This window comes from Prochlorococcus marinus str. MIT 1013 (assembly GCF_027359395.1).
GTDB classification, from domain to species: domain Bacteria; phylum Cyanobacteriota; class Cyanobacteriia; order PCC-6307; family Cyanobiaceae; genus Prochlorococcus_B; species Prochlorococcus_B marinus_E.
Genome location: NZ_CP114778.1, coordinates 1,922,748 through 1,935,245 on the forward strand (window position 1 = coordinate 1,922,748; position 12,498 = coordinate 1,935,245).

Here is a 12,498-nt window from a genome sequence, read left to right on the forward strand (position 1 = left end):
CATCAAAATGCTTAAGTTTGGGCAACCATAACAGTTCCCCTGTTTAAAAATCATGGTTGCTTTAAGATTGATCCCTTGTCTTGATGTTTCAAATGGAAGAGTAGTGAAGGGGGTTAACTTTGTAGGATTGCGTGATGCAGGTGATCCGGTTGAGCTTGGATGTAGATATAGCAAGGCTGGAGCCGATGAATTGGTCTTCCTAGACATAACAGCTACGCACGAGAAAAGATCAACTTTGGTTGATATGGTTAGAAGAACATCAGAAGCGGTAACCATTCCTTTCACTGTTGGAGGTGGGATAAGTTCTATAAATGGAATAAATGAATTGTTACGAGCAGGAGCTGACAAAGTAAGTTTAAATTCCAGTGCTGTTAAAGACCCTTCGTTGATTTCTAAAGGGGCTAATCGTTTTGGATCTCAATGTATTGTTGTTGCAATAGATGCAAAAAAGAACAAAAATATTCCTAATAAGTGGGACGTTTATGTGAGTGGTGGACGTAATAATACTGGTTTGGATGCGATTGAATGGGCAGAAAAAGTATTTGAGCTAGGAGCAGGAGAAATCCTATTAACTTCCATGGATGGTGACGGAACTCAAAATGGATATGACATCGAACTGACAAAATCTATTGCTGAAAAGGTTCCAATTCCTGTAATAGCTTCAGGAGGGGCTGGTTGCTTGAAACACATTAAAGAGGCTTTTACTCTTGGGAAATCTTCAGCTGCTCTCTTGGCATCCCTATTGCATGATGGACAATTAACTATCAGCGAAATAAAAGAATATCTAATTAAGGAAAATTTACTTATCAGACCAGTTGAATGATTAATATTTGCACTAAAAGATATAAAATAAATTTCTTTGCATTAAGTTTTATTTGCGAGTAAAGAACTCCTTAGACTTATATGAGACCTGGTAATACTAAAGCTATCGAGGAAATGTTTAATTCAATTTCTTCAAAATATGATTTTTTAAATGATATTTTTAGCTTTGGATTACATAGGCTATGGAAAAGAAAACTATTGAATATTCTAAATCCAATTTTTGGACAAAAATGGATAGATCTTTGCTGTGGAACAGGAGATATGGCAATACTTTTGGCTAGATATATGAAGAGTTCTGAAAATATTACTGGAATAGATTCAGCCTCTCAAGCATTATTAGTTGCGAGAGAAAGATCTAAGCAAAATTATTCTTCAATTGAATGGATAAATCGCGATGCTCTTGAGACAAATCTCACTTCACATCAATTTGATGGCCTTTTAATGGCCTATGGCTTAAGGAATCTTTCAAGTCCTTATGCGGGGCTTAAAGAGGCTTTGAGGATTTTGAAACCAGGAGGCAAAGCTGGAATATTAGATTTTAGATCTTTTGAAGGGCCTTCCATTCAAGGTCTATTCCAAAAAATTTACTTAAGTTTTTATGTTGTTCCAATTTCATCTCTTTTCGGCTTGGGGAAAGAATATTCATATATAAAAAAAAGCTTAGTTAACTTCCCTTCAGGCGAAAAACAAATTCATATGGCACTTTCTGTTGGCTTTAAAAAAGCAAAATACCAAACATTAGCCAAGGGGCAGATGGGGATTTTATTACTTGAAGCTTAAAACCAAGTTTTTCAATCTATTCTCAATTCTTTTCTTCTACAAAAACTACATTTACCCCATAATTTAACTTCTCCCTTGGGAGAAGGAACTTTACAATAAGGGCAATTTGCAATTCCATTCTTATCAGTTCTACTTGGATGTTTTTCCCATATGTCTTTTTCACTTTCTTTAGTGACCAAATCAATAGGATAATGTTGTCTAATCCGAATTTCTTTTATTTGATATCCATAGGAATTTAAAGATTCAATTAACTCCATACGATTGTATTGGAGCGCTTGTCTCCACTGCGGGTGACTTGATCCAATCGTTAAAACTTTATTTTGAATGTTAAGTGGTGTGCAATTCAATGCGAGTTGTTCCCCAGCTATTTCTACCCAATCCTGAATAAGGCCTCCGACACTCCCTTTCCATGAAGACTTTATTTCCTCTAAGCATGTATATATTGACTGTTCTCTTTTTGCTTTTGTTTTATGCGTTAAGTTTTCTAAATTCAATTTTAATTAGACACTATTGATGAGTTGGTGCTTAAATCTAGCTAATATTTTTTTAGATTGCTTCAAAGATCATAATGGGATTATTAGATAGGTTAAGTCGCTTGCTAAGGGCAAATCTAAATGCTTTTGTCAGTGATGCAGAAGATCCAATAAAAATACTTGATCAGTCTGTTGCTGATATGCAAGAAGACTTGGTAAAGCTTCGTCAAGCGGTTGCTATGGCTATTGCAAGTCAAAAAAGACTAGAGAATCAGGGAAATCAAGCAAAAGAGCAAATTAAAAATTGGCTTTCTAGAGCTGAATTGGCCTTAAAAAAAGGAGAGGATGATCTGGCTAGAGAAGCATTGAGTAGAAAAAAAGCTTTTCAAGAAACTTTTCAATCTTTATCGACTCAATTTCAAACACAAAATGGTCAAGTTGAAAAATTAAAGAAAAGCCTTTTGTTATTAGAGAGAAAGATTGCTGAGGCTCGAACTAAAAAAGATATGCTTAAAGCAAGAGCTCAGGCAGCTAAAGCTCAGCAACAAATTCAAAGTACAGTTGGTGATTTAGGTAGTAAGTCTGCTATGGCTGCTTTTGAACGAATGGAAGATAAAGTTGAGGCATTGGAAGCTTCTGGGCAAGCAGCATTAGAGTTGGCTGGAGAAGATCTAGAAAGTAAGTTTGCAGCATTAGAAGGAGCCGATGATGTAGAGAAAGAATTAGAGATATTAAGGACTCAATTGAAAGCAGGGGTTGATGCACTGTCTTTGCCTCCGTCTGATTTAGATGTAAATGAAGTAAGGACAGTAGAAATCCAAGAAGTTGAAGTTGAATTAGAGGAGTTGAAAAAGTCAATGGATAATTCTTGATTTTTAAAGAACACATTACTTTTGAAATATGAATAATCAAAAACCTGAAAGAGGGGTTGGGTTGATTCATAGATATCACAAATCAAATCATCCCTCTCCAAGATCTTGGAGATTAATTCTTAAACCTATTTGTGCTAGTACAGAAATAGAGCTATCAAATTGGATTGCAGAGAAACCAGTAAAACAAAATCAGTTAATAGCTGTATTTTCTTCTTGTCAAAGATTTGGTCAAGGTCAAGCTGGTCGAATTTGGCATGCACCCAAAGGAGGGGTTTGGGTTAGTGCCGCCATTAAGAAAGAAGGACCATGTGAAAATAATTCTCGGCTTTACGGGTTAGCGGTGGCATTAGCTTTGGTTGAGAGAATTGAAAGGATGGGAGTTAAAGTCAAAATAAAATGGCCAAATGATCTATTGGTTGATGGTCAAAAATTAGCTGGAATTTTACCTAAATTATTTTTTAGAGGGAGAAAACTAAGATTATTAAGAGTTGGAGTAGGTTTAAATGTTTTTAATAATGTTCCAAAAGATGGAATTTCACTAAAACAAATCATTGGAAATAAAAAGATGAATATAAATTTTTGGTCGTCAGAAGTTTTGCTTGCAATTGAGAGGTCTTTAGATTTATTAGATAATAAAAATTTTTTGTGCAGTCAAGTAGAAGAAAGATTGTGGTCAAAAAAATATATTGATAAAGAAACTGGTTATAAGTGGGATATTAAAGGTATTGACTCAATCGGTAGATTGATTCTTTTTAAAGAAGATAATGTGAGAGTCTTATCAACTTAAACCCTACTGCTTGAGTTGATTATGAGTAATCTCGGTTACCTTCCCATCTCTAAATCTTGCGATTTTCTTTGCTCTTTGAGCAACATTGTCTTCATGAGTAACTAATACAATTGTTATTCCTTGATTATGAAGTTGGTCAAAAAGATTTAAAACATCTTCAGTGGTTTTGGAATCAAGAGCACCAGTTGGTTCGTCTGCTAATAACAGTGATGGTTGATTTATTATTGCCCTTGCTATGGCAACTCGTTGTTGTTGTCCTCCAGATAGTTGATTAGGTAGATTGGTCATCCTGTTCCCAAGCCCTACTCTATCAAGAGCCTCTTCAGCGCGTTTCTTCCTTTCGAAAGAGGGGACGCATGCATAAATCATTGGAAGCATTACATTCTCAAGTGCTGAAACTTCTTGAAGCAAATGAAATTGCTGAAAAACAAAACCAAGTTCTTTGTTTCTAATATCTGCTAGCAGATCATCATCAAGCTTTTCAACAGCAGTTCCATTCAATTCATAAGTCCCATTGGTAGGACGATCAAGGCATCCAAGTATATTCATTGCAGTACTTTTGCCGGATCCACTTGCACCCATAACTGCAAGGTAGTCTCCCTGAAAAACCTCAAGGTTTAATTCATCAAGAGCTTTAACTTTGACTGAGCCTTCTCCATAAATTTTATTTACTTTTGTTAGACGAGCTACAGATTTTTCCAATGATTTAAATTGGTTAGCCAATTGAACTTTTACTTGCAAGAGTAATAGCTTCTCGAAGCAATGGCGTTCCGTTTACCGCACTATCAGCAAAGTCAAAGAGAGGGTTTGAAATTATTCCACCAATAGCAGTTACAAGAACACAAAAAATCAAAGCTACTTTTAGAGAAGACATTCCTGGAATTGACCATTCTATGGATGGATATGCTTTGACAACTTCTGAAGATTGTTTAGGTTCTGTAACGACCATCATTTTTATAACTGAAATGTAATAGTAAATAGAAATAACAGAAGTAACCAGACCAACGCTAACTAGTAAGTATTGCCCATCTGCCCATCCAGCAAAAAATAAATAAATCTTTCCGAAGAATCCCAGCATGGGAGGAATTCCTCCCAATGAAAGAAGGCACAAACTTAATCCCAATGTTATCAGTGGATCTTTTTGGTACAGCCCTGCGTAATCTGATATTTGATCACTCCCAGTTCTTATTGTGAAGAGTATTATGCATGCAAAAGCGCCAAGGTTCATAAATAAATAAGCTGCCATATATAAAACCATTGCTGCAAAACCATCTTCAGTTCCACAAACCAATCCAATCATTACAAATCCAGCTTGCCCAATTGAGCTATATGCCAGCATTCTTTTCATTGATTTTTGAGCTAGCGCTACAACATTTCCTAGTGACATACTTAGGACAGCCAAAACAGTAAATAGCAATTTCCATTGAGTGTCAAAGGCGCTAAAACATCCCACTAGTATTCTTATTGCAAGTGCAAAACCCGCTGCTTTAGAGCCTACTGATAAAAATGCAACTACTGGAGTAGGAGAGCCTTCGTAAACATCTGGTGTCCATTGGTGAAATGGAACTGCAGCAATTTTGAAGGCTACTGTAGATAAGACGAAAACAAGAGCTAATGCCGATAAAGGAGTCGGAGCACTTATTAGGGTTATTCCTATGTCATGTAGATTTGTAGATCCACTAATTCCATAAAGAAGCGATGCTCCATAAAGAAATACAGCAGCAGCAGCAGAACCAACCAATAAATATTTTAAGGCTGCTTCTGAACTTCTGGAATCTCTTTTGAGATATCCAGAAAGTAGGTAGCTAGCAACGGAAAGTGTTTCTAATGAAACAAAAACACTTACCAAATCTGTTGAACCACAAAGAAGCATTGCTCCAAGCGTGGCAGCTAATAATATTGCTGCAAATTCACCAATAGGACTTCCATTCTGTTCGGCATATCTCCAACTGATGAGAAGAGAAATAAGAGTTGATAGCGCTATGACCCCTCTAAAAGCAATAGCCAGATTATCTGCGACAAATGCTCCTAAAAAAGATTCTTGAATTTCTCCATTCCATTGCATCCCTAGCAAAATCAGAGAAGTACAAAGGCCTACATAACAAATGGGAGGGGACCAGCGGGCTGAAATCTTTTCACTAACCAAATCAACCAAAAGTGTCCCTAGCATTGCCAGAAGAACTGCAGCCTCTGGTAGCACGGCTTTAGCATTTAAAGAGAGATTTAAAAGCTCTACAGGCGTGTTTATGAATATTTGAAAAGACAAAAGTTCTCCCATTTATGTATTGTTTTTATGCTGAGTCTGATTTTATAACTCTAGCGAAGTTATAAAATATGCCTTTTTAATCATTTTGGGCTATGCATTTTACTATTCAGTACGTTAGATAAGAAGGAGGGAAATTGAGCTGATGCCCACTGACCATACTCTGGTAATTGTTGAAAGTCCCACAAAGGCAAAGACCATTAAAGGTTTTTTGCCTAAGGATTTTCAAGTTCTTGCATCAATGGGGCATATAAGAGACTTGCCTAACAATGCCTCTGAGATTCCGGCAAAGCACAAAGGAGAAAAGTGGGCAACAATTGGAGTTAATACCACTGCTGATTTTGATCCTTTGTATGTGGTACCTAAAGATAAGAAAAAAATTGTCAAGGAATTAAAACAATCTTTGAAGGGTGCTAGTCAATTGTTGCTTGCGACTGATGAAGATAGAGAAGGTGAAAGTATTAGTTGGCATTTAATGAATGTCCTTGACCCAAAAATTCCTGTGAAGAGGATGGTTTTTCACGAGATAACTAAAGAAGCTATTTCCAAAGCCCTATCAAAAACAAGAGAAATTGATATGGAATTAGTTCATGCTCAAGAAACAAGGAGGATACTGGACCGATTAGTTGGATACACTTTATCGCCTCTTTTATGGAAAAAGGTTTCTTGGGGGTTATCTGCTGGAAGAGTCCAATCAGTTGCAGTAAGACTTTTAGTTCTTAGAGAGAGAGCAAGGAGATCTTTTAAAAGCGGAAGTTATTGGGACTTAAAAGCAAAATTAGAAAAAGAAGGTAGTGAATTTGAGGTAAAAATGACTTCAATAGATGGACAAAGAATTGCTAGTGGGAGTGATTTTGATGAATCAAACGGATTATTGAAATCTGGTAGAAATGTCAAATTACTCAAGGAAGAAGAATCTAAGGAACTTTCTCAAAAACTAACTACAGATAAATGGAAAGTTATTAATGTCGAAGAAAAACCTTCAATTCGTAAACCAGTTCCTCCTTTTACAACAAGCACATTACAACAAGAGGCCAATAGAAAACTTCGATTATCAGCTAGGGAAACCATGAGATGTGCCCAAGGCTTATATGAAAGGGGGTTTATTACATATATGAGAACGGACTCTGTTCATCTCTCTGATCAGGCAATTAATGCCTCACGAAAGTGTGTTGAGTCAAAATATGGGGCTGAATACTTAAGTAATAAGCCGCGCCAATTCTCTAACAAGACTAGAAATGCGCAAGAAGCTCATGAAGCAATTCGTCCGTCTGGCGAAAGTTTTAAAACACCCAAAGAGTCAAGCTTACAAGGAAGAGACCTTTCTTTATATGAACTGATTTGGAAACGAACAGTTGCTAGTCAGATGGCTGATGCGAGGTTGACAATGCTTGGCGTTGAAATACAAGCATCGAATGTTTCTTTCAGGGCAAGTGGTAAAAGAATTGATTTTCCTGGCTTCTTTAGAGCTTATGTTGAAGGTACTGATGACCCAGATAGTGCGCTTGAGGGACAAGAAGTGCTCTTACCTAAATTAGTTGTAGGAGATACTCCAATAGCTAAGAATATAGAGGCGTTGGGGCACCAGACTCAGCCTCCTGCTAGATATAGCGAAGCTTCATTAGTTAAAACACTTGAGAAAGAAGGAATAGGTCGTCCGTCAACATATGCAAGCATTATTGGAACAATTGTAGATCGAGGTTATTCAGCTCTAAACAACAATTCTTTAACTCCAAGCTTTACAGCATTTGCTGTTACGGCACTGCTTGAAGAACATTTCCCTGATCTCGTAGATACTAGTTTTACAGCTCGTATGGAGTCTACACTTGATGAGATATCAACAGGAAAAGTGAGTTGGTTACCATACCTTAAGGATTTTTATAAAGGTGATACTGGTCTAGAGAATCAAGTTCAACAAAGAGAAGGAGATATAGATGGAGGGGAATTCCGAGCTGTTTCGTTGGAGGGACTTTCATCTCTTGTTAGGTTGGGCAAGTTTGGAACATATCTGGAGTCAAAACAACTTGGTGAAAATGGCAAGCCTATAACAGCTACTCTTCCACAGGAAATCACTCCTGCGGAGTTGGACGAGGAGATCGCAGAGATGATCTTAAAACAAAAAGCTGAGGGTCCTGAATCGCTTGGGGTTGATCCTGAGAGCGGACAGAATTTATATCTAATGAATGGTAGATATGGTCATTTTATTCAAAGAGGTTTAGTAGTCGAATTGAAAGATCTTGGAATTCCAAAAGGTAAGAAAAAGTTAGGAAATCTTCGCTTGTTTAAAAGTAGTCAATATGGACTCTATTTGAAGCAAGATTCATCAAAGGTGCAGATTTTGTTGCCAGAGAATATAAAAGAGGAAGAGATAGATGTTGAAAAAGCACTTGAATATCTAGATGATAAATCTTTAAAAAAAGCTCCAAATCCAAAAAGGACCTCATTGCCAAAGAATTTAAAACCAGAGAATGTGACTTTTGAGGAGGCCCTTGGATTAATTCAATTACCACGTCTACTTGGAGAGCATCCAGAAGGAGGTAGAGTTCAATCAAGTTTAGGTAGATTTGGTCCCTATGTGGTTTGGAGCAAAAATGGTGGTGAGAAAGATTATCGCTCAATTAAGGGTGAGGATGACGTTCTTCAAGTAAGCCTAGAAAGAGCTCTTGAGCTTTTATCTATCCCTAAACGAGGGAGAGGAGGAAGAACTGCTTTGAAGGAGCTCGGTATCCCAGAAGGACAAAAAGAAACTATCCAATTATTTAATGGTCCTTATGGTTTATATGTAAAACAGGGTAAGGTAAATGCCTCTCTGCCAGAGGGAAAAAATGCTGAAGATATCTCTATAGAGGAAGCGATTGAATTATTGGCAGCTAAAAAATCAACTAAAAAGACAACATCTAAGAAAAAGAATTCTACTAAAAAGACAACTAAGTCAACTAAGAAAGATTTGGATTCATCAATATCAAAAAAAAGTAGTGCTCGAAAAGGGCCTTCTACAACTAAAACAGGACGTCTACGGGCAAGTAAAGTTAGGGTTATTAAGGCAAAATAAAATTTTGAAAATTTCAAGATTAGTCGAGAAAGTATTTATTAGATTATTTCTAATAGTTCCCCTTGTTTCTCTTCAATCATGTTCAAATACTCTAATAGGTGAAAAGTTGGAAAATAGTTTTGATACCACTGAGAATCCAAAAGCTTCAGGAAAACCTAATAATATGCTGCAAAAACCTAATGAAAAAACAAAAATTATATCAAGAGTGAATGATGATAAAAAACAAAATGAAAATGATTTTGGTGTCACTATCAAAGAAGTTTCAATATCTAAAAAAGATAGACTTAGTCAAAAATCAACAGAATTAAAAAAGAAGACAATTTTTAATCCACAGCCATACAGAATCATTTTAAGATTATCAGGTGCTAATCCCTCTGCACCAGCTGAGTCTGTTACTGAAGCTCTAAGAAAAGCTGGGGTCCAGTTTGAGGTAGAAAAGATCGAACGTTTTGATGATGATAACTTTTCAAAGGCTACATCTTTACAAAGATAATAATTTTGACCTTAGATAATAAAAACTTTTTAAAAAGTAGATCTCTTTACAAAGCTCCTCTTAGTAAGAGACAAGCCTTGAAAATTGTTGAGTCCTCTTACCTTGCGGCTGCAACTGCTTTGATTTGGATAGCTCTTTATTATTTGCCTATTGGTGGCGCTGTTTTTCGTCTTGCTTTACCATTGCCATTGGCTCTTCTTCAAATTCGGAGAGGTGTTAAAACAGGTATTGAGGGAGTAACGATATGCGTAATGTTATTAATTGCTCTGATGGGTCCGCTAAGAGGACCTTTAGTTCTTTTCCCATATGGATTACTTTCCTTATGGTTAGGGTATAGTTGGCAAAAAGGATGGAATTGGTGGTTAAGTTGGGGTGTTGGAGTCTCAATCGGAACTATGGGTTTTCTAGTTAGGGTAATCGCCTTATCTGTGTTGGTTGGTGAGAATTTATGGGTTATTCTTACTCGTGCTGGAGCAGGATTGCTGGAAAAAGGAATAGACATTTTTAATCTTTCTTTTACTCCTGATATGAGACAAGTTCAAATAGTTGCACTGTTTCTAATTATAACTCAAGAAATCGTTTACGTTCTTTGTTTACATGCTTTGGCTTATTGGATTTTTCCTAGACTTAGGTCATCAATACCTGAACCACCTAATTTGCTAGAAAAATTAATTTCTCTAGAACCTCATTGAAAAAAAGATGATAGGAGACAACTATGTTTTGTTGCCATCAGGAGTATTAGCTTTTGGAGAAGGTCTCCAAGAGCAAAATATTGACGAAAGAGTTGAGAGGTGGCAAGAAAATATTACGAATACGGCTTTCTTTTTGATTCTTGCTGGATCTCAAACTGCAGAGATTGAGGGGATTTCTGCTGCTGGTTCAACTGCTGTTTCTAGACGTTATACAGCTGTTGCAGATGCTGAACTTTTATTGAGAGGACCTACTCTTCCAAAAAGATGGCCTTTGCCTCCTTTACCCGCAGGTGTCTCTCCCGCATTGATTAGTTACGTTGCCTCAAGGTTCTTGAAAATTAAGCCAACAATCATATCTGCAGGACTACTGCAAACACCTCCTTTTACTCATGTTTCCCTAGAGCCCCCCGAGATAGGCCCAGCTAGGTGCTTAAGTTCAGGGAATGCAATGGAAAGAAAAAGGGTTAAACTTTTACTTGATGGTGGTTTTAAGATAGGTAAGAAATTAAAAAAATCTCTTTTGATCACGGAGTGTGTCCCAGGAGGTACATCTACAGCTTTTGCGGTTCTTTCTGGGTTAGGAATAAATGTTAATAATCTTATAAGTGGAAGTCATAGATATCCACCTTCAGAATTAAAAAGAAAATTAGTTGATCAAGGACTTGAAGCCGCGAACTTAAAGGAGAAACCATCTTCTGTCGAGCTAATGGCTGCTGTTGGTGATCCATTTCAGCCAATTGCAGTTGGTCTTTTAATGGGAGCTAGAGAATCTAGCCAAGACATTTTATTAGGAGGAGGTTGTCAAATGTTGGCAGTTTTGGCTTTGGCATTAAATGAAATTGAATCTGAATCACGTTCTGAATTCGTTAGTAAAATTTTAATAGGAACCACTTCATGGCTAGTGGATGAATCACTTTCTTCTGCGGAAAATAGAAATTCTTTTATTCATTTAATGAATCATGTCTCTGATCATTTCAAAGTCAATATCCTAGGTCTAGCTAGTGGGTATAGATTTAATGATAGTAATCAAAAGGTTCTTAGAGATTATGAGATTGGTTATGTCAAAGAGGGAGTTGGGGCTGGAGCATTGTCGTTACTCGCTCAAATTAACGGATTGACTCAGAAAGAAATGATTGAAAGATGTGATATTGAGGTTAGTAATTTATTTAAGTCAAATAATGAAAAAACGTGTGAAGGGATCTAAATAATATGAATACTGATTCATTTGGAAGGAGAGAGTTCATCAAATATGGATTGATTTCCTCCTTACTTTTCTTATATGGGTGCGCAACTTCTCAAAAGAAATTAGCTTTGAGAGGAGTTTCTAATAGCTTCCCAAGTGAATTTGTTAATAGTTTATCTAAAGGTTGGGAATATTTCCCTATAAAAGATATCGAGTTAAAAAAATTTCCCTATAACTCTACTCTTCAAGAAAAAACAGATTTATTAGTCTTAAATGATGGTTGGATTTCTGATTTACCTATTAAGTCACTTCAAGAAATCAAAGCAAATAATATTAGAAATAATTTCAGCAAGCAGACTAGTTCTTTTCTTGATGGCTTAGGTGAGGATTATAAAAAAACGCTTTTACCTTTAGCTGTTAGTCCTTGGGTGATACTTTTTAGAAATGAAGATTCTCTGGCTCTAAAAAATAAGAATTCTTGGGAAGTTATTTTTTCGAGTTCACTTACAAATCAAATAGTTTTTCCTAATAGTCCTTATCTTCTGATTTCAATTGCACAAAAAATAGGTTTAGTTAATGATTTCTCAAAAATCAAGAGTCAAGCCAAGTCATTTGATGATAGGAATGCTTTAAATTGGGTTGTTTCAGGTAGAGCTAATGCAGCAGTTTTACCTTTATCTAGCTGTGTTGATAGCCTTATTGAAGACCCTCGTTTGTCTGTTCTTTTACCTATGGACGGCAGCCCTCTGAATTGGACAGTAATTGCTTCTCCTTCGCTGTCTCCAGAGCATTTTCCCACTGATTGGTTCGATTCCTTATGGGGCGCTACTTATTTGAGTCGTGTAATAAATAAAGGTTTTTTGCCACCAACAAACTTATCAGATTTAAATAGAAAATATATAAATGTTCCCCAGAAGTATAAATCTATCTTTCTTCCAGAAGAAAGTGTTTGGAATAAATGCTGGTCATTACCAATACTCACTTTTGAGCAAAAAAAAGAGTTGGCTTTAAATTGGAATAATTCATAACCAAACTAAATTTGAAATTCAAAAAACTTTTCAAAGACATTTTTAAATACCAT

12 protein-coding genes are annotated in these 12,498 nt (G+C 36.3%); 9 read left to right on the forward strand and 3 right to left on the reverse strand.

Going from position 1 to position 12,498, the window contains the following annotated elements; genetic code table 11:
- Positions 1 to 52: 52 nt before the first annotated feature.
- Both hisF and ubiE read left to right on the forward strand, forming a co-directional pair.
- Positions 53 to 823: an imidazole glycerol phosphate synthase subunit HisF gene (gene hisF / locus O5633_RS10965; protein WP_269609748.1), complete on the forward strand. Its 771-nt coding sequence runs from the start codon at positions 53 to 55 to the stop codon at positions 821 to 823.
- Positions 824 to 903: 80 nt separating this feature from the next.
- Complete coding sequence (gene ubiE / locus O5633_RS10970) at positions 904 to 1,602, forward strand: bifunctional demethylmenaquinone methyltransferase/2-methoxy-6-polyprenyl-1,4-benzoquinol methylase UbiE (protein WP_269609750.1); 699 nt, start codon at positions 904 to 906, stop codon at positions 1,600 to 1,602.
- An 11-nt stretch (positions 1,603 to 1,613) separates the two neighbouring features.
- Here ubiE and O5633_RS10975 read toward each other — a convergent pair whose 3' ends face one another.
- On the reverse strand, positions 1,614 to 2,096 hold the full coding sequence (locus O5633_RS10975; protein WP_269609751.1) for a DUF721 domain-containing protein: 483 nt from the start codon (positions 2,094 to 2,096) through the stop codon (positions 1,614 to 1,616).
- Positions 2,097 to 2,170: 74 nt separating this feature from the next.
- On the opposite strand from O5633_RS10975, the gene O5633_RS10980 reads away from it, so the two are divergent.
- Positions 2,171 to 2,947 carry a PspA/IM30 family protein gene (locus tag O5633_RS10980; RefSeq protein ID WP_269609752.1) on the forward strand — a complete coding sequence of 259 codons (777 nt, stop codon included), beginning with the start codon at positions 2,171 to 2,173 and terminating at the stop codon, positions 2,945 to 2,947.
- Between the two features lie 28 nt (positions 2,948 to 2,975).
- Positions 2,976 to 3,734 (forward strand): biotin--[acetyl-CoA-carboxylase] ligase, encoded by a 759-nt coding sequence (locus O5633_RS10985; protein WP_269609753.1) that lies wholly within the window; start codon positions 2,976 to 2,978, stop codon positions 3,732 to 3,734.
- 3 nt (positions 3,735 to 3,737) lie between these two features.
- On the opposite strand, the gene O5633_RS10990 is transcribed toward O5633_RS10985, so the two are convergent.
- Positions 3,738 to 4,457, reverse strand: coding sequence for an ABC transporter ATP-binding protein (locus tag O5633_RS10990; RefSeq protein ID WP_269609754.1), 720 nt, complete (start codon positions 4,455 to 4,457; stop codon positions 3,738 to 3,740).
- Complete coding sequence (locus O5633_RS10995; protein WP_269609755.1) at positions 4,450 to 6,012, reverse strand: NAD(P)H-quinone oxidoreductase subunit N; 1,563 nt, start codon at positions 6,010 to 6,012, stop codon at positions 4,450 to 4,452. The genes O5633_RS10990 and O5633_RS10995 overlap by 8 nt, the downstream gene beginning before the upstream one ends.
- A gap of 130 nt (positions 6,013 to 6,142) precedes the next feature.
- Here O5633_RS10995 and topA point away from each other — a divergent pair, with 130 nt between their 5' ends.
- From topA to O5633_RS11020, 5 genes are read left to right on the forward strand one after another with little or no spacing between them, the layout of a single operon-like run.
- The gene (topA, locus tag O5633_RS11000) at positions 6,143 to 9,049 is read left to right on the forward strand and encodes a type I DNA topoisomerase (protein WP_269609757.1); all 2,907 of its coding nucleotides are present in this window, start codon (positions 6,143 to 6,145) and stop codon (positions 9,047 to 9,049) included.
- A 4-nt stretch (positions 9,050 to 9,053) separates the two neighbouring features.
- Complete coding sequence (locus O5633_RS11005; RefSeq protein WP_269609759.1) at positions 9,054 to 9,542, forward strand: hypothetical protein; 489 nt, start codon at positions 9,054 to 9,056, stop codon at positions 9,540 to 9,542.
- Between the two features lie 5 nt (positions 9,543 to 9,547).
- Positions 9,548 to 10,234, forward strand: coding sequence for a DUF2232 domain-containing protein (locus O5633_RS11010; protein ID WP_269609760.1), 687 nt, complete (start codon positions 9,548 to 9,550; stop codon positions 10,232 to 10,234).
- A gap of 7 nt (positions 10,235 to 10,241) precedes the next feature.
- Positions 10,242 to 11,438, forward strand: coding sequence for a nicotinate-nucleotide--dimethylbenzimidazole phosphoribosyltransferase (locus tag O5633_RS11015; RefSeq protein WP_269609762.1), 1,197 nt, complete (start codon positions 10,242 to 10,244; stop codon positions 11,436 to 11,438).
- A gap of 5 nt (positions 11,439 to 11,443) precedes the next feature.
- Positions 11,444 to 12,445: a hypothetical protein gene (locus O5633_RS11020; RefSeq protein ID WP_269609764.1), complete on the forward strand. Its 1,002-nt coding sequence runs from the start codon at positions 11,444 to 11,446 to the stop codon at positions 12,443 to 12,445.
- Positions 12,446 to 12,498 lie beyond the last annotated feature (53 nt).